General features: G+C 59.2%; 14 protein-coding genes and 1 pseudogene. 5 read left to right on the top strand and 10 right to left on the bottom strand.

Features of this window, described 5'->3' with window-relative positions; all coding sequences use genetic code 11:
- Positions 1-118: 118 nt before the first annotated feature.
- The 4 genes from NVV72_08195 to NVV72_08210 all read right to left on the bottom strand — a co-directional run bounded on the left by NVV72_08195 (position 119) and on the right by NVV72_08210 (position 6,205).
- The gene (locus tag NVV72_08195; protein MCR6659309.1) at positions 119-1,498 is read right to left on the bottom strand and encodes a tryptophan 7-halogenase; all 1,380 of its coding nucleotides are present in this window, start codon (positions 1,496-1,498) and stop codon (positions 119-121) included.
- 94 nt (positions 1,499-1,592) lie between these two features.
- The gene (locus NVV72_08200) at positions 1,593-4,391 is read right to left on the bottom strand and encodes a TonB-dependent receptor (protein ID MCR6659310.1); all 2,799 of its coding nucleotides are present in this window, start codon (positions 4,389-4,391) and stop codon (positions 1,593-1,595) included.
- Positions 4,392-4,790: 399 nt separating this feature from the next.
- Positions 4,791-5,813 (bottom strand): LacI family DNA-binding transcriptional regulator, encoded by a 1,023-nt coding sequence (locus NVV72_08205; protein MCR6659311.1) that lies wholly within the window; start codon positions 5,811-5,813, stop codon positions 4,791-4,793.
- 107 nt (positions 5,814-5,920) lie between these two features.
- A complete protein-coding gene (locus tag NVV72_08210) occupies positions 5,921-6,205 on the bottom strand; it encodes a hypothetical protein (GenBank protein MCR6659312.1) in 285 nt (94 codons plus the stop codon).
- Between the two features lie 149 nt (positions 6,206-6,354).
- Here NVV72_08210 and NVV72_08215 point away from each other — a divergent pair, with 149 nt between their 5' ends.
- On the top strand, positions 6,355-7,887 hold the full coding sequence (locus NVV72_08215; GenBank protein MCR6659313.1) for a hypothetical protein: 1,533 nt from the start codon (positions 6,355-6,357) through the stop codon (positions 7,885-7,887).
- A gap of 385 nt (positions 7,888-8,272) precedes the next feature.
- On the opposite strand, the gene NVV72_08220 is transcribed toward NVV72_08215, so the two are convergent.
- Positions 8,273-9,328 carry a deoxyhypusine synthase gene (locus NVV72_08220; GenBank protein MCR6659314.1) on the bottom strand — a complete coding sequence of 352 codons (1,056 nt, stop codon included), beginning with the start codon at positions 9,326-9,328 and terminating at the stop codon, positions 8,273-8,275.
- 565 nt (positions 9,329-9,893) lie between these two features.
- Between NVV72_08220 and NVV72_08225 the strand changes: the two genes are divergently transcribed.
- Positions 9,894-10,934: an AraC family transcriptional regulator gene (locus tag NVV72_08225; protein MCR6659315.1), complete on the top strand. Its 1,041-nt coding sequence runs from the start codon at positions 9,894-9,896 to the stop codon at positions 10,932-10,934.
- Here NVV72_08225 and NVV72_08230 read toward each other — a convergent pair.
- Together NVV72_08230 and NVV72_08235 are read right to left on the bottom strand one after the other, a co-directional pair.
- Complete coding sequence (locus NVV72_08230; protein MCR6659316.1) at positions 10,931-11,233, bottom strand: hypothetical protein; 303 nt, start codon at positions 11,231-11,233, stop codon at positions 10,931-10,933. The two genes, NVV72_08225 and NVV72_08230, sit on opposite strands and share 4 nt — an antisense overlap.
- Positions 11,234-11,250: 17 nt before the next feature.
- The gene (locus NVV72_08235) at positions 11,251-12,525 is read right to left on the bottom strand and encodes a type III PLP-dependent enzyme (protein MCR6659317.1); all 1,275 of its coding nucleotides are present in this window, start codon (positions 12,523-12,525) and stop codon (positions 11,251-11,253) included.
- 319 nt (positions 12,526-12,844) lie between these two features.
- Here NVV72_08235 and phnD point away from each other — a divergent pair, with 319 nt between their 5' ends.
- The 3 genes from phnD to NVV72_08250 all read left to right on the top strand — a co-directional run bounded on the left by phnD (position 12,845) and on the right by NVV72_08250 (position 15,478).
- Entirely contained in the window at positions 12,845-13,876 is a 1,032-nt protein-coding gene (gene phnD, locus NVV72_08240; protein ID MCR6659318.1) for a phosphate/phosphite/phosphonate ABC transporter substrate-binding protein, read from the top strand.
- A gap of 88 nt (positions 13,877-13,964) precedes the next feature.
- The gene (locus NVV72_08245) at positions 13,965-14,570 is read left to right on the top strand and encodes a tryptophan 7-halogenase (GenBank protein ID MCR6659319.1); all 606 of its coding nucleotides are present in this window, start codon (positions 13,965-13,967) and stop codon (positions 14,568-14,570) included.
- A complete protein-coding gene (locus NVV72_08250; GenBank protein MCR6659320.1) occupies positions 14,474-15,478 on the top strand; it encodes a tryptophan 7-halogenase in 1,005 nt (334 codons plus the stop codon). The genes NVV72_08245 and NVV72_08250 overlap by 97 nt, the downstream gene beginning before the upstream one ends.
- Before the next feature lie 44 nt (positions 15,479-15,522).
- Here NVV72_08250 and kdsA read toward each other — a convergent pair.
- From kdsA to NVV72_08265, 3 genes and pseudogenes are all read right to left on the bottom strand, one after another.
- Positions 15,523-16,291, bottom strand: a pseudogene (gene kdsA, locus NVV72_08255) (3-deoxy-8-phosphooctulonate synthase).
- Between the two features lie 107 nt (positions 16,292-16,398).
- Positions 16,399-17,181 (bottom strand): 3-deoxy-manno-octulosonate cytidylyltransferase, encoded by a 783-nt coding sequence (locus tag NVV72_08260; protein MCR6659321.1) that lies wholly within the window; start codon positions 17,179-17,181, stop codon positions 16,399-16,401.
- Complete coding sequence (locus NVV72_08265; GenBank protein ID MCR6659322.1) at positions 17,182-18,168, bottom strand: KpsF/GutQ family sugar-phosphate isomerase; 987 nt, start codon at positions 18,166-18,168, stop codon at positions 17,182-17,184. It abuts the gene before it with no gap.
- Between the last annotated feature and the right edge of the window lie 42 nt (positions 18,169-18,210).

The raw sequence follows: 18,210 nt of genomic DNA on the forward strand, positions 1-18,210 counted from the left end.
GCCTGACAATTCTGAGCGATATAGTCGCGGTGGCTTGGTATTCTGGGCAGGAGCGTATCGTATATCTGGCGGATATTGGCCATATAATCCGTGAGACTGTCATCAGGTACGGTGAGGGTCAGGGGGAGAAGCTTTCCGGCGTCACGCCCTGGCCGATCAGCACCTGCACCCAACTGGCTTCCTTGAACAAGTCGTCTTCCTCCACGATAACCCGGCCATGCTGGCGGAAATACGCCATCTTGGTCATCAAACTCTCGGGCACCGCCATGGTGCGGCAATGGTTCCAGAACGGGCTGTCGTCGCGTTTCGTCGCCTTGTAGTGCAGGACGAGGAAGTCGCGGATCAGCTCGTATTCACGCTGGGTCTTGCGGTTGTATTCATCGATTTCCGGCTGATTGAAACCGGTATCGGGGAACATATGCGCCAGCCTTTGCAGGGCCGATTGGACCAGATGGATGCTGGTCGATTCCAATGGTTCCATAAAACCGGAAGCAAGCCCCAGACTGACGCAGTTTTTTACCCACGATGCCTTGCGACGGCCGGCGACAAATGTCAGCAGGCGCGGCTCGGCCAGGGCTTCGCCATCGAGATTAGCCATCAGGATATCGCGCGCCGCCTCCGGTGCCATGAAGGCGCTGGAAAAGACGTGTCCATTGCCGGTGCGGTGCTGCAGGGGGATGCGCCATTGCCAGCCGGCTGTATGGGCGCGCGTCTGGGTGATCGGGCGCAGCGGACCGGCGGAAGCACACGGCACGGCCCAGGCCCGGTCACAGGGCAGATACGGCGTCCAGTCCTCATAACCGGCCTTGAGCGCGCCTTCGATCAGCAGGCCCTTAAAGCCTGAGCAGTCAAGGAAAAAGTCGCCTGTGATCACGTCTCCCGATTGCAGGGTCAGGCTTTCGATAAAGCCATCGGCACTGCGCTGATTGACGCTGCCGACCTTGCCTTCACGCCGGATAACGCCCTGCTTTTCGCAATGACTGCGGACATATTTCGCCAGCAGGCTGGCGTCGAAATGCAGGGCGTAGTTCATACCCTCCATATTGGGCGTATTGGGGATGGTGCGCAGGCGGCCGAAGCGGTTTTGCTCTGCCGCCAGAGCGTTCAGGCTGTAATCCCACAGGCTGCCCGCCTTGCCGGCGTGGTGCTGGCGCAGCCAGTATTGATGGAAGGGCAGGACACCGAGCGGGTTGCCGGGCGCGCCGAACATATGGCCGTAACTATGGCCCTTTTCATACCAGTCATGAAATTCGATACCGAGCTTGAAGGTGCCCTGGACGTGCCTCAGCAGGTCGTCCTCGTTGAGTCCAAGAAAAACCAGCAGGTTGACCAGCGGTGGAATGGTGGCTTCGCCCACGCCGACAATGCCGATCTCGTCGGATTCGACCAGGGTGATGTCTACCGTTTTGCCCAGAACCCGCGCCATCATGGCCGCGCTTAGCCACCCGGCGGTGCCGCCACCGAGAATGACGATTTTTTTGATAGGGGCAGCGGGCATTGTTTCCTCGGTTTTCGTGAGCTTACACACTTCAAAAAACAAAAGCACCCGCCGATCATGAGACCGGCGGGTGCATTTCGTCGTCCGTCTGTTCCTAGAAGAACTTGTAGTTCACGCCGAACAGATAGGTCGAGCCGTAAACTTCGTGACGCATCACGTTGTTCTTGTTGCCCTTGGTATAGAGCTTGAACGGCTCGTTGGTGATGTTGGTCGCCGAGAAGGACAGCGACAGCCCCTTCAGGCCACCGCCCCGGAACTCGTAACCCAGTTGGGCGTCAAGCAGGGATTCGGCCGCGACATACCGGCTTTGCAGGCTGTTGGTATAGTCAGGCACCTCGCCCAGGAAGTCGCCGCGGTAACGGTTGGACAGGCGGGCGGAGAAGCCATACTTTTCATAGTAGATGGTCGTGTTGACGACCTTCTTCGACAGGCCCGGCAGGTCGATCGGGTTTGTGCCCGACGGATTGATTTCCGAGTCGTTGAAGGCGGCCGACACAATCAGACCGAAACCATCGAGGTAAGGCGTAACCATATCGCCCGGCACGGAGACCGTAGCTTCAATACCCTTGATCCAGCCGCCGGAACCATTCTGCATGACCGAGACCGTGCCGATGCGATTGGCAGTGGCCTGGGTATAGAGGGCTGGGTCGGCACCGGCTGGCAGAGCCGCGCCGGTATAGTCACGTAGGACCGTCTGATTGAAGATGTAGGAGTTGAGCGTCTTGTGGAAACCGGCGATCGAGACATAGCCCTTGCGGCCGAAATACTTTTCCCACGAGATATCAACCGCCGTAGCCTTCCAGGGCTTCAGCGTCGGATTGCCGCCGGAACCGGACCAGTAGTAGGAATTGCCGCCGAACTGAACCGGCTGGTTGCCGTCGGAAATGGCGCCATACCCTACACCGGCCGCCATGTCATCCATGCGCGGACGGGCGATGGTGACGCCGGTGCCGACGCGCAGTGTCATGTCGTCCGCCAGGGCGAAGTTGAAGTTCGCGCTCGGCAGAATGTCGGTATAATCGGCGCTTTCCGATTTCAGCTTGGTGCCGGTGGCGGTGCCGTCCGTGAAGTAGGACTTCGCCGTCTGCTTGGCGTGCTGCGACTGGACGCCGATATTGCCGGTCAGTGGCAACCCGAACAGTTCGGTATCGAGGTCCGCCTTGACGAAGGCGACGTCGATGCGTTCATCGACATTCCAGGTGCGCTTGACTGAATCCTGGCTGACATCCTGAACGAAGCCGAAATAGCCATCGTTCCACATCGCCAGGCTGTCATAGGAAATCATGCCCGAAGAACCACCCAGGAAGGTGGCATCGGTCACGCCCATGCGATACTCTTCCGGCACGACGGCTTGTGTACCGGTAGGCAGGGTGATGAAGCCTTCGACTCCCTTCTTGTCCTTCTGGCGGTGCGTGCCGGTATAACCGAAGCTGATGCTGGAGAAGACGTTGTCCATATGGCGGGTGGCGGCCAGCTTGATTGAGGTCAGTTCGTCCTCGATATGCGGGGCCTTGACATAGCCGGCGCGGCCGACCGGACCACCCCAACCGCCCGGATCGGTCAGGAAGATGGTATCGAAGTTCGAATAGTCGACAACGCCCGACAGGGTCGAGAGACCATATTCATCCGGGGTGTCGAAGGTCACCGTATCCTTGGCGCCACTCTTGTTGAAGCCGGTGCCTGCGGTCGATTCGAGGATGATATCGTCACGTTCGACCTTGGAGTAGGACAGGTCGGCCATCAGGTCCCAGTTGTCATTCAACTGATACTGCGTGTTCAGGCCGACGGCATCCAGCGCCGCCTTGCGGTCATTGGTGTAGTTTTCAACGATCGCGGTGACGTCATTGAAGACGCCGTGTGTGACGAAGGTATTGCCGGCCGTGTAGCCGGCGGCGAGGTGGTTATCGCCCCAGGCCAGCGGATACTCGATGCGGGCGATCTTTTGCAGTTCGCGGAAATCCGAGTGATAGGCGTCCAGGGTCATGTGAAGCTGGTCGTTCGGCTTCCATTCCAGAACGCCCATATAACCGTCGCGCTTCAGGTTGGACGAGATGATGCCGTCCTTGGCGCCGCCGAGGATGAGCAGGTCCTGATCTTCCGGCAGACAGGCCGAGCAGGTCGGGTAGCCGCCATCGCCCCAGGGCTCCTTCTTCTGGACCTGGTAGGGTGAATCCGTATGGGCATAGCCCAGCGCCACGCCGATGGTCTTGTTGGCGAACTGGTCGATATACATCAGCGAATAGCGGTTGCCCGAATTCTTCATGCCACCGATGGCCGCGTCCTCGCTGTTGAGTTCGCCGCGCACATTGATCGCCGCCGCGCGCTTGCCATAGGCCAGCGGACGGACGGTTTGCAGATCCGCCGTACCGGCGATGCCCCGGGTGGTCATGCCGGCATTGGGCGTCTTGTAGATCAGCACCTGCGAGATCAGTTCGGAGGGGTACTGGTCGAACTCGACCGAGCGGTTGTCACCGGTGGAAACCTGTTCGCGGCCGTTGAGCGTGGTGACGGTATAGTCGGGACCGAGGCCGCGGATGCTGAGCGACTGGGCGCGGCCGTTTGTGCGCTGGGCGGCGATACCCGGCAGGCGGGCGATCGATTCAGCGATCGAGGCGTCCGGCAACTTGCCGATGTCTTCGGCTGAAACGGCTTCAATGATCTGGGATGACTTCTTCTTGGCCGAGATGGCGTCCTGGATGCCGCGACGGATGCCGGTGACCACAATTGTAGTCGAGTCATCAGCGGGCGCCGGGGCGGCCGCGGCCGTATCCTGGGCCCCATCCTGGGCCATAACGGGGACGGCGAAAGCGCAGGCCGTTACGATGGCCGCGGTGGCGCCACAGGTCAGCAGGCGCGTACGCAGCGCTGCATTTTGACCCTTGGAATTACGCATTAGGTTTCCTCCTGGTGTTGCGTTTCGATCTTCAACGCTTGCCCTGTTCTCAATGCAGGACATTCGCCTTTAGACATCTCAACCCTCGCGGCACTCTGACGGCGCCTGTGAGCCTGAGTATCTATACAACATGGTTCTTTTTGCAATGCTTTGCAAAAATTTGCAGACCAAAACCTGTACAATTCGTAATGATGTGGCTTTCAAGATACGAATTTCGCCATTTCGGGCACATTAAGATCGAAAAAATCGTATAAAATGCCTGAATTTACGCCTTTTGAAGGTAAATTCAGAACGTGTCATTTTTGACGATTTGCGTAAAAAATTGCAAATTTATGCAAAGTTAGCGCTACCAAGCGCTGATCGCTATGACAGCGCTTACGCTCTTTGCCTCAAGTGGCCTCAGCCGCCGCAGGATTCGCGGACAACGAGCTCCGTGGAGACGATCTCCGAATGGCTCTCATCATTGGAAATGGAGCCGATCAGCTTTGAAACCATCAGCTTGCCGGCGCGCGCCAGATCCTGGGATATTGTGGTCAGAGACGGATGGGTGAGGCTGGCCAGCGTGATATTGTCATACCCCACCACGGAAACATCTTCCGGCACGCGCAGGCCGGCGCGCATCAGGCCGCGGATGGCGCCGAAGGCGATGATGTCGGAACAGGCAAAAATACCGTCGAACCGGATTCCCTTGTTGATCAGGTTCAATACGGCGGCCTCGGCCGAGGCGATTTCGAAGTGGGTCGAAACGACCAGGCGCAGATCGGGAGTCAGGCCGTTTTCCGACAGGACATTGAGATAGCCCTGGTAGCGCAGTTTCATCTCCACCCCTTCCGTTTCGCCGAAATAGGCGATCCGTTTGCGCCCCAGGCGTGCCAGGTGAGAGGTGGCCCGTGTACCGCCCTGAAGGTTGTTGGAGCCGACCGTGCAGTACTTCTGGCCGGGGATTTCCTGGCCCCAGACGATAAATTTGTTGGTCGAGTTGGCCAGATGATTGAAGCGGTCGTGCAGGTAACTCTGGCCAAGGAAGATGACGCCGTCGGCCTTGATATTGGCCATCAGGGTGGCGAGGTCGTTCTGGCTTCTCGGCGTCAGGTGAGAGAGCAGCAGGTCGCAGCCCATGTCGCGCGCGGCCTCGCCCACAGCGGAGATCAGTTCCTGGTAGAAGGGGTCGGAAAAGCGGCCTTCGCGGCCGTGCGGTGGCGGGATGACGATGGCGATAGTGGCCTGCGAACCCGACATCGACATCGGCATGTCCTGGTTCAGGACGTAATTATGGTCGCGGGCGATCTTCCAGACACGCCGCTTGGTGACGCGGTTGACGGCGGGGGAATCGTTCAGAGCGCGTGAAACCGTGGCGACCGATACGCCGGCGATCCGTGCGATATCTTCAAGCCTGACCTTGCCTGATATGGTGTCCATCATCCCTAAATCCCTGTCCGCTTAAGCGGATTTCGGTTTAAAGAACACAATTTTCCTTGCGAAAGCAAGTGCTTTCAGTTTTTTGAAAAAATGCGCCGCGCGAAAGCGGCCTACACCACGATATTGAGGTAAGAGCCGGGGCGGCGCAGAGGCTGGCTGGTGTCCTGCGCTACGGGCGGCTGTGCCGGCGCAGGGGAGACGCTTCCGGTGGCCTTGGCGACATCGGCCGCCGTATAGGTGGCGGGCGTGATTTTGGGCGCGGTGACCTGCTGGAAAAAGGCTTTCTGCGCCTCGAGCGCACTGGCAAATCCGGTGGCGGCCGGCGCCGGTTTCGCGGTGGCGGGCGACTGCGGGTTCAACATTTGGGCGAGGGAGGGCCGGATGGGCGTGGTCATGCCTGAACCCTACATGGAATCAGGTATTTAAATGGTTAACGGATTTTAAGGCCGCGTTAATTATTTGCGGCTTGGCGGCCTTGCTATTCATCCTAAATTTTTACGTTTTTCTGCGCATATGGCGGTCAACTCTTTCCGCCGCAGGTGTCATGTCCAGTCTCCAAAGTCATTTCGACACTTTGCTAAAAAGGGTATCCGGCCGGCCTTATTCATGGGTCTTTATCGCCCTGCTGGTGTGGACGCTGGTCGTTCGCCTGCCTTTTTTGCATGTGATCCACGACGATGAGGCGTTCTACAGCGTGGTTGCCTCGCGCTGGCTCAATGGAGAGCCTCCCTATATCGCCAGTTATGACATCAAGGCACCTGGCATATTCGCAATACTGGCGGGCTTCCAGGTCTTGTTCGGTGCCCATCTGATCGTCATCAAAGCTGTGGAAGCTCTCGCTACCGTTTGGGGGGCGTTTGGGCTGTTCAGGCTGGTCGCCCACGCCAGCTCAAGGCGGCTGGCCCTGCTTGTGGCCGCGCTTTACCCGCTGTACTCGCTTTTCCTGATGGGCGTATCCTCGCCAACGCAACTGATCGAGGCGGCCTGCACCATCGAAGCCTTTGCCCAGATTGGAAGGGTCGAGGGGGAGGTTTACCGAAAGCACCTCATTGCGCTGGCTCTGGCCGCTCTCATGATGGGGTGCGCCGTCATGGTCAAGCAGACCGCGGCCTTTACAGCCCTTGGTTTGTTCGGCTGGGTGGCCTGGCATTCATGGCGGCAAAGGGATTTTAAATCTCTTGCCCTCTTCTGTGTCATGGGGGCAGTGCCAGCTATTGCCTTTGGCGTTTATTTTGCGGCAATCGGGCATTTCAGAGACGCTTTCGACACCGTCGTTCTGACAGCGATTGACCGGTCCCAGGTCGATATGTCCGAAAAGCCGGATACCCTGCATCTTGGCTTCCTGCTTCGGCTCTGGCATTTTCCCGCTTTTTACAAGCCCATGCTGGTCATCACAGCGGGCGCTTTGCTGGCGGTAATGCGCTTGCCGCGTCTGAAGACGGCTCTGTCTTTGCCGTTCATATTTCTGATCATGATCTGGTACGTAACTGCCGTGGCGGGCGTATTGGTCAATCAGTCACTGGTCATCTGGTATGGCTTTACACTTGTGCCGCCGACCCTGATTCTCTTTTGCGCCGTGTTGTTTTACGGGATAGATTTCAAGGCGCGGTGGCGCGTCGTCTGGATCGGGCTTTACACACTGGCCGCTGCCATTCAGCCTTTCATCGTCGAGGGCTACACGCTTTTCAATCCTGGCCCCTTCGGCCCGCCGGATTATCTTGGCAATGTGCGCGCGGCCGAAAGTCTGAAGGCAAACGGCCTGAAGCCGGGCGACAATCTGCTGGTCACCGGTCGAGGGCATTACATCTATCTTCTGACGGGCGTCTTGCCGAAAGCGAAATATTTCAATGCCATGCACCTGATGTGTACCTTTCCGACGCCCGACAAGGATCCGCTGGCGGTGGCTTTTTCCACGCAGCCGGATTTCTTGTTGGTTTCGGACAGAGGGTTTTTCATGGGCTGCCGGTTACCTGAGCGTGAAGCCGCGATTACCGACGAACTGGCCCGGCATTATCGGGCTGTGTCGCGCGTAGAGGGGGACTGGGACAATTTCACAATCTATCGCCGCAAGCCATAACGAGGCGCCTGCTTAAACCCAAACGCAAAACGTCAGCGAGACCCTGGTGGGGTGCAATGGTCCTAAAACGCAAAACGTCAGCGAGACCCTGATGGGACACAATGGTCTAAGAGCATAACCCAAAACGCAAAACGGAGACCATTGGGGGGCAATGGTCTCCGTCGCATGCCACCGGTTTCGAGGGGGGGGGATGATCCCGGTGACGAACTTGTAGCTATCGGGCTGTAAAGCCGACTCATATTATGAGTTATAGCTTCGAACCCTTACTTAATACTTTATGCGGAAAATGCTAGTGCGATGCACAAAATATCTCCGCATTTTATGGGATAATCTCCCGGTCTCACGCTTTTTTGAACAGAATATTGCGTGAGGCCAAAATCACCTCTTAAGCGAACAGTTTCGCCCAGCGCGGCTTTTCACGGCCCTGCCAGGCGCCACGATGATAGGCGTCCGAGCCGATCAGTGGCACGACGGTGGTGGCTTCGGCGAAGACCATCTGTTCGTAGGTGGTCGAGACCTTGCCCCACGACGCAGCTTCCTTCAGCGTCGAGGACGAACAGGCGCCGTCACGAACGTCGGCGACGGTGATCTGGACGGCGTACTTGTGCATATCGGCTTCGACCCCCAGAATTTCGGCACAAACGACGGTGTCCTGGGCGAAGTTCTTCGGCACGCCGCCGCCGACCATGAACAGGCCGGTGGTGCCGGCGGCGATCTTGATGTCGGTCAGTTCGCGGAAATCAGCCACGGCATCGATGGTCAGGTAGGGTTGCTTTGCGGCGATGCGTTCCTTCTGGTGCTTGACCAGACCGAAACCGGCGGAGCTGTCGACAAAGGCCGGGCAGAAGATCGGCACGCCGTTCTCGTAGGCGGTCTGGATCAGCGAGCCTTCCTTTTTAGCGTTGCCGGCGGCCAGCCACTTGCCCATTTCCCAGATAAACTCACGCGACGAATAGGGGCGCGGCTCAAGCTGGTTGCAGATTTCCAGGATCGTGTGGTCGCAGTTCTGCAGCTCTTCTTCGTCGATATAGGTATCGTAGATGCGGTCGATATAGTTGTCGCGCAGCACGTTGTCGTCCACCGGGCCCGCGGCCTGGTAGTGCTTGAAGCCCAGAGCTTCGAAGAAGTCCATGTCGACGATCGAGGCGCCGGTAGCGACCACGGCATCGATCATGCCGAACTTCACCATGTCGCGGTAGACGTGCATGCAGCCGCCGGCCGAGGTGGAGCCGGCCAGGATTAGCCAGGTCGAGCAGGATTTGTCTTCCAGCGCCATGTTGAAGATGTCGGCGGCGCGGGCGGTATCGCGCGACGAGAAGGACATCTTACGCATCGAGTCGATGATCGGACGGGCGTCATACGAAGTGATATCGACGTGCTCGACCGTTTCAGCCAGCAGCGATGCCTTCATGTTGGATTGGGGAGTGGTATCTGCGCTCATGTTTGCGTTCCTTTGAGAAGCGCCCCGGTGCGGGGTGGGTAAAGGTGGACGCCCGTCATTTACCCGCTATCCCCCAGACGGTGCGATGGGGAGGGTATTCAGAAGTGGCGGCCTATAGACCATAGCCGCCTGTTTTGCAATTCTTGTGACATATGTTTGTGGCGTCGGCCTGCATGACGCGGCCGGGCAATGCGTCGTTATTTATAAGGAAATGGTAAGTCATTATCTTGCCTCAAGCCGGGCGTATAAGTTGGCTTTAAACAGTGCGCTCGTATTTATTTGAGATGTTTTAATATAAATTAGGAATAGACATCGAAATTTGGATAAATATATTCGCTTTATGGATAATTTAGAAAATTGGAGCTAAATGACGATCGTTGAGCGCATTGTACTTAATGGCCCTGTGGATTATTCCGAAAGACTAGACGTTTTTTTCGGAATACGGCTTTCCCGGTTTATTATCGGATAGTCGTTCCCTTTCAAGGGAGGTTCTTTTGATTTACTTCCATATCGATTCTTTCTGGCGAGGTGCCAGATGACAGATTACGGGCTGGAACGAAACCGCATGCAGGGCACTCCTCTGGATTCCATTGAGACTTGGCCCATTGAGACCTGGCAATGCGAAGGCAGTGACTTCGACAGCTTCCAGAAAAGTATCTGCAAGTTCTTCGACTGGAGCTGCGCGCGCGACCTGGATGGTCCCGATTTCACCTGGCAGATGTATCTGGGCGTGCTCAAGCCGCATGACACCGGGGCGGCTGCCCACGCCATCATGGCGCGGCTGATTTCAAGCTCCGGCTTTGTGCAGTTGCAGAGCGAAGCCAGCTATGACGTGGTGATCGTCATGCCGGTGAAAGGCGCCTTGTCATTGCAGCATAAGGACGCCGCTGTGCAGAAGATCGCGCCCGGCCACGCCATTATCTATCAGCCGATGACCGAGACGCGCATCTCCCACGCGGCAGATGGCGAGACCTGCGAGGTCTATCTCATCAAGCTGTCCTATGCATGGGTGCAGCGCTTCCTGTTCGATATCCTTCAGTTGCCGGTCGAGCGTGACCTGCACCTGGGGCCGGTGATCGATCTTGCTACCCCCAAGGCGCGCGTTCTGTCACGCCTGGTGGAGACCCTGTGTTCGGATGCCTTCACTGCCCAGAGCCGTGACCTGTCGGGTTCGCTCCAGCATCGCCTGGTCGAGACCTTCAGCCACCTGCTGCTGGAAAGCATTCCGCATCGTTACAGCGAACGTATGCAGGCGAACAAAGGCGGTCCGATGCCGAACTATCTGCGCCTGGCGCGCGATTTCATGCACCGTGAGGCGCGCAGCAATCCGAGCATGGTGACTGTGGCGCGGGCGGCCAATATCAGCGTCCGCACGCTGGAAACCAGTTTCCGCCAGCATATGGATGTGACGCCGCACGCCTATTTGCGCACCCTGCGCCTGAAAATGGCGCGTGAGGCGCTGAGCGATCCGAACGATATGCGGCCGATCGCCGACGTGGCGGCCGATCATGGCTTTCCGCACGCCGGCCGTTTTGCGCAATACTATACGCAGTTGTTCGGGGAATCACCGTCGCAGACACGTCGCAAGGGGCCGAACGCAGGTTAGTCTTTCCGCTTCCGCTTACCATAGAGCATGACGCGGCCCGCCTCAATTTCTTCGGCAGTGGCCGTGTTCTTAGGACGGTAGGTCAGGTGAATGCCGATCATGTTTAGTGCGTAGAAAAATGCTATAGCGACAAGAAACAATAGGCCAATGCCCAGATTGCGGCCCAGTCCGACAAAGTCTCCTGTCCGCCAACTGTCCACGCTATTAATCGCTGTGATCAGTATGAGCGCTAAGCAGAAAATGCCCGCCGAGATTTTGGCGTGTAGCTCATTACTTTTTCTCGTGCGGAAAAACAGCATTATGCTGAACCTATTGTTTATGCCTTTGCCTTCACGCGCTTCTTGCCGCGCTTGCCGCCTTTCGGGCGGTTGAGGCGGACAACCTTGTTGTCATCGGATTCCATAAAGCCGCGTGGATTGGTCAGGCTGCGCGGGCCAAGGCCGAACAGCGAGGCCATCGGCGCATCGTCGAGGAAGACGGTTTCTGTCTCGCCATAGCCATTGAAACGCGTGCCCATGGTGACCCCATAGGCGCCCAACATGCCGATTTCGACATAGTCGCCTTCGTTGACATCCGCCGGCAGCCAGAAGGGGCCGGGCATGGAGTCGATGGAATCACAGGTCGGGCCGTAGAAGCGGAAGGGCTTCAACTGCTCGTCGTCGTGCGTTTCATCCGGGCGATGCAGACGCACGGGGAAGGGCCACTTGGCGTGCGTGGCGTCGAACAGGTTGCCGTAGGAGCCATCGTTAAGATAGAGCGCGTCGCCCTTGCGCAGTTCCACCTTGGTCAGCACCGAGGTCGATTCCGCCACGAGCGCACGGCCGGGTTCGGCCCAGAGCTGGGTTTCCTCATGCACCTTCATGTCGTTAAAGGCGCGATTGATGGTGTCCATGTATTCCGAAAGCGCGGGCGGGATCATGCCGGGATAGACCGACGGGAAGCCGCCGCCCACGTCCACTATATCCGCAAACACACCCGCGCGGACCAGCGACCGCGACGCGGCCAGCATGGCGGCGGCGTAGGCCGTAGGGCGCATACATTGCGAGCCGACGTGGAAGGAAATGCCCATCATGTCCTGGGTGGCCTGGCGGGTGGCCAGCAGCAGGGAAGGGGCTTCATGCGTCTGAGCACCAAACTTGTTGGTCAGCGGCAGGTTCGAGCCTTCGCCGGAGGTGGCCAGGCGCACGACCAGGTTCAGGTCCTTGGCGTTGCCTGTGGCCTCGAGGATCTTGGCCAGTTCTTCATGCGTATCGAGCGAAAAGGTGCGCACGCCGAAATCGAAATAGGCGCGGGCGATCGACACGCGGCTCTTGACCGGATGCATGAAGGCAAGGCGCGCGGTGGGCAGGGTGGAGCGCACAAGCTCGACTTCCTGGATCGATGCCACGTCAAACGAACGCACGCCGGCCGCCCACAGGGTTTCCAGCACCCACACGGACGGATTGGCCTTTACGGCGTAGAAGACATCGCCTTTGAAATTAGCCTGAAACCATTGCGCGGCAACTGTGACGGGCGCGCGTCGCACGAGGGCGACGGGACGTTCCGGAGGCTGCTTGCGGACCAGGTCCAGGGCTGTTTGGTAGTTTTCCACCAGCATACCCTTAGATAAGTTAAACCCAGACCGGCGTTAGCAGCGATGCCTGAGCCTCAATTCCCTCAAAGATACAATCTCTTTGCGAAGGAAATGAGGCAGGACCATTTGAACTCGGGGTCCGCCGGAAGTGGCGCATAAAATAGTGGAATAGTTGCGCATGTAAAGGGATAAACCCAAGACGGCTGTAAAATTTACATCGGACCTGCCGAGTGCATCATCAAACCGGTTGCCAGCGTGGTAAAATGCCCCGTATGATTCTGGCTGGTGATGTAAACCGGAGCCGGTCAGGTTTCAAACGGGAGGGGGATGACGGTTCATGACCTTGTACGCTTTATCACGTAAGGCCCTGGCGGGCGCGCTGATCACGGCGTGCCTTGGCCTGTCCGCGTGTGAGCGTCTGGGCAACGGTATTGAGGCCCGCCGCGAAATCGCTTTCTCCGTCCTCTCCAGCGACGAGGCCAGAACCCAGGCCCTGTGGGCGCCCGTGGTGGCTGATCTGCAAAAACAGACCGGCCTTAAGGTGAAAATTGTCCCCTCCGCCAATTACGAAGCCCAGGTGCTGACCTTCCAGACAAAAAAAGCGCAGGCGGGCTGGTTCACCAACCTGACCGGCGCGGAGGTGCTGGGGCGCGGCCATGGCGCTGTTTTCGCTGAGGCGGAAGGGATCACCGCCTATCAGAGCCTGATCATTGTGCCCGCGGCCTCGAAGCTGAAGGCGGAAGACCTGCTGAAATGCAATCGCAAGCTCACCCTTGGCCTTGGTGAACGCCGGGCCGCCGCTTCGGGACAGGCGACGCTCTACTATTTCTTCCAGCCGAACCGGATCGATATGAAGACCTGCTTTAAGGCGGTGACGACCGGCACGGCGGAGGAAAATATCGCCGGGGTGATTTCCGGCAAGCTGAATGCCGCGGCTGTCGATACCGATATCCTCCAGGCCCTGCGGCAAAGTGCGCCGGCGCGCTTTGCCAGGGTGAAGGTCATCTGGGCGTCAGAGGCCCTGCCGGAGGATGTGCTGATCTATCGGGATGATCTGGACCCGGTGACGCGCGAAAAACTGCGTTCCTTTTTCCTGAGCTATGGCCGGGCGCCGGGTGCCGAAGGCGACCGGCAGCGCAATATCCTGAAAGCGCTGGAGCTGGAAGGCTTCGCGCCGGAAGGCGACGACCATTTTATTCCCATCCGGCTGATGAAGGCGTCAGTCGAGCTGATGCAGGCCGAACGGGCGGAAAACAAGGCATTGATCGCCAAGGCTAAGGCGCGGCTTGAACAGGCGCGCGCTGACAAACGTGCCGCAGATGCCGCCACCGCGCCGCAGGCCCCCGCCGATGCCCGGCCGGCCTCATGAGTTCGCGGTTCGGGCGCGATTGCCAATAACGCGGTTACATGTTTATGTGTCGGGCTTGTAATAATGTCTGACATATATCCGGGGAAACATGTCTGCTCAGACCATAAAGACCGTCACCATAGTGGGTGGCGGCACGGCCGGCTGGATGACGGCCGCCGCGCTCGTCAAGGCCCTGTCGACTGAGACGCGGATCACCCTGATCGAATCCGAGGAGATCGGCACGATCGGGGTCGGCGAGGCCACCGTACCATCGATCAACCTGTTTAATACCCTGCTGGGGATCGATGTTCCCGAATTCATGCGCGCCTGCGAGGCCACCTTCAAGCTCGGCATCGAATTCGCCGACTGGGGCGGGGTCGGGGAGCAGTACATGCACCCCTTTACCAATTTCGGTCCGGATGTCGCCAATCCCAACTTTCCCAGGGTGTGGATGCACCATGCCCGCGAACGGCAGGCGGAGTTGCATCTGGACGATTACAATCTCGGCTGCCTGGCGGCGCGGCAGGGCCGTTTCGTGTTGCCGCAAAAGGGACAGGCGCCACGCATAGGGCCTCTGGCTATGCCTTCCATATCGATGCCACCCTGTACGCGCGTTACCTGCGTGCCTATGCGGAAGCGCGCGGCGTCACGCGTATCGAGGGCAAGGTGGTCACGGCCACGCAGGACAGCGAGACGGGCGATATCCGGTCTGTAACGATGGAGTCCGGGGTGGTCATACCTGGCGAGGTTTTTGTCGATTGCAGCGGTTTTGCCGGCCTGCTGATCGAGAAAACGCTCAAGGCCGGATACGAGGACTGGAGCCACTACCTGCCGTGCAATCGCGCCATCGCCGTGCCGAGCCAGAATGTCAGGCCGCCGGCGCCCTATACGCGCGCCACGGCCGATGCCGCCGGCTGGCGCTGGTGCATTCCACTGCAGCACCGCACCGGCAATGGCTATGTGTATGCCAGCGATTTCATCAGCGATGATGCCGCCGAGCAAAGACTGCTGGAAGCGCTGGAAGGGCCGCCCCTGGCGACGCCGCGCCGGCTGCAATTCGTCACCGGCAAGCGTTGCAAGGTCTGGGACCGTAACTGCATTGCCATAGGGCTGTCTTCCGGGTTCCTGGAGCCGCTGGAATCGACCAGCATCTACATGATCCAGACGGGCATTGTGCGTTTGCTGGGCCTGCTGATGCACACCGGGCTTGATCCATCTCAGGCCGACGCTTTCAACAGGATTGTCGCCGACGAGTTCGAGGGTATCCGCGACTTCATCATCCTGCACTACAAGATGACGCAGCGCGACGATACGCCCTTCTGGCGGCATTGCCAGGAGATGAAGGTGCCTGACAAGGTTGCCGAAAACATGGAGATGTTCGCCCGCTCCGGCCGGGTATCGATACCGAAAGATCACCCCTTCCCGTTGCAGGGCTGGATGGCGGTCATGCTGGGGCAGGGGCCTTTGCCGGAGGCGCTTGAACCACTCCCGGCCAATGTGCCGCTATCGGCGCTGTCGGGGCATATGCGCGAGGTGAGGGAAGCCTTGCAGCAGACGGTCAGCGCCATGCCGAGCCAGGCGGAATTTCTGGATGTGCTGCTGAAGGTGCGTGCGGCGGGCTGAAAACGAAGAGAAGAGGTGGGGCTTCAGGCCCCACACCCCAATCCTTATTTCCCCTTTGCGAGGTCGTCGAAGGCGCGGAGCGTTGTGATGAGTTCCTGCATCTTGTCGATATAGATCATGTTGGGGCCGTCGGAAGGCGCATGATCCGGGTCTTCATGGGTTTCGATGAAGACGGCCGAGACACCGACCGCGCAGGCGGCGCGCGCCAGCACCGGCGCGAATTCGCGCTGGCCGCCAGAGGTCGTGCCCTGGCCGCCCGGCTGCTGTACGCTGTGGGTGGCATCGAACATCACCGGATAGCCGGTCTGGGCCATGATCGGCAGCCCGCGGAAATCGCTGACCAGGGTGTTGTAACCGAAGCTCGTGCCGCGATCACACAGCAGGATGCGCTCATTGCCTGTGCTGGCGATCTTGTTGGCGACGTTCTTCATGTCCCACGGCGCCGAGGAACTGGCCCTTCTTGACATTGATGGTGCGGCCCGTGGCGCCGGCCGCCAGCAGCAGGTCGGTCTGGCGGCACAGGAAGGCCGGGATCTGGATGACATCAACCTGCTTGCTCACCGGCTCGCACTGGCCGGCGTCATGCACGTCGGTCAGGACCGGGCAGCCGAACTTTTCCCGCACGGCGGCCAGGATATCAAGGCCCTCTTCCATGCCGATACCCCGCGCGGTGCCGATCGACGAGCGGTTGGCCTTGTCATAGCTCGACTTGTAGATGAACTTCGTGCCCGACGGCGCGCAGGCTTCGGCGATCTTTTCGGCCATCATCAGGGCGTGATCGAGGCTCTCGATCTGGCAGGGGCCGGCGATCAGGACGAAGGGTTCGTCACCGCCGACCGTGATCTTCGGCTGACCGAAATCACCGATCTCGAAAAGTCTTCGTTTTGACGTGCTGCGGCTGGATCGACATCTTTAATTCCTTAAATCACTTGCTCGATGCGGGCGACATCGACGGGGTTGTTCAGTTCCCAGAACACGCGGCCGCGGCCATCGACCTCGACGCAGCGGATAGCCGTGCCGTTTTCCAGAAAACGCAATTGCTCCAGCCCCTCGTATGTTTCCAGCGGTCCGACCGGCCATTTGAGATAGCTGTTCAGCGCCTCGCCACGATAGGCATAGACGCCGACATGGTGAAAGACCGGGATGGTGTCGCCCTCATTAAAGGTCTTACCGGTGTAGGGAATGACTTCCTTGGAGAAATAGAGGGCGTTCATGTGGCGATCAAACACCGCCGTGGTGCCGCCGACCCGGCCATTCTGGCGATCCTCGACAAAATTGGCATAGGTCTGGGCATCACAGCGCAGGACCGGCGTGGCCATCTGGGCGTCGGGATAGGTCTTCATCTCGCGGATCAGGTCTTCGACGAACCAGGCAGGGGTGAGCGGGGCGTCGCCTTGCAGGTTGACATAGAGATCAGCCGACTCTTTCAGCTTGTGCATGGCCTCGGCGCAGCGCTCGGTGCCGTTGGCGCAGGTTTCCGAGGTCATGATGACGCTTGCGCCGAAAGCTTCAGCGGCATCCTTGATGCGGTCATCATCGGTGCAGACATAGACGCTTGCCACGCCCTCGACCGCACTGGCCGCTTCCCATGAGCGCTGGATCAGCGACTTGGACACGCCGTCACGACCGGTCAGCCTGACCAGCGGCTTGCCGGGATAGCGGGTGGAGGCATAGCGCGCGGGGATCAGGATAATGGTCTTCACTTAGGCTACTCCCGCACGCAGGCAATCGTGGATATGGATCAGGCCGACCGGCTTGTTATGGTCATCGACCGCAAACAGGCAGGTGATCTTCTTGTCGTTCATGATGCCCAGCGCCTCGGCGGCCAGGGCATCCGGGCGTATGGTGCGCGGACCGGCGTGCATGACCTGCTTGGCGGTCTTGTCCATCAGGCCCGACAGGTTGCGGCGCAGGTCGCCGTCGGTGATGATGCCGGTCAGCTTTCCGTTGGTGTCGGTGATGCCGACCACGCCGAAGCTCTTGGCGGTCATGACCAGCAGGGCCTCGCCCATCGGCGTCTGTTCGGTGACCAGCGGCAGGGCGTCGCCGGTATGCATCAGGCCGGAGACGGGCAGCAGTTGCGCACCGAGCTTGCCGCCGGGATGGAAGGTCTTGAAATCGGTCGGCTGGAAGCCGCGCTTTTCCATAATCGCCACGGCCAGGGCATCGCCAAGCGCCAGGGTCATGGTGGTGGAGGTGGTCGGCGCCATGCCGATGGCGCAGGCTTCCGGCGCATTGGGCAGGACCAGCGCGATATCGGCGGCCTTGAGCAAGGTTGACTCCGGGCGCGAGGCCACGCCGATCAGCGGAATCTGGAAGCGGCGGGTATGGTGGATGATATCGCTGAGTTCCGATGTCTCGCCGGAATTCGACAGCACCACGACCACATCATCGGGCGTGATCATGCCGAGGTCGCCATGCGAGGCTTCAGCCGGGTGGACGAACTGCGCTGGCGTGCCGGTGGAGGCCAGCGTCGCGGTAATCTTGGCGGCGATGTGACCCGACTTGCCCATGCCGGAGAGGATGACGCGGCCCTTGACGGCGTACATCACCTCGACCGCCCGCACGAACGATTCCGACAGCGAACCGGCAAACAAAAGCAGCGCCTCGCCTTCGGTGCGCATCACACGCGCACCGGTAGCCAGGATTTCGGTGCGGCTGTTGATTTCGGAAGGCGGGCTTAGTGTCATAGTCAATCCATATGGTGCGCGCGCCCCCTCTTAGCAAGGTTG

It is taken from the genome of Asticcacaulis sp. (assembly GCA_024707255.1).
Lineage (GTDB): Bacteria > Pseudomonadota > Alphaproteobacteria > Caulobacterales > Caulobacteraceae > Asticcacaulis.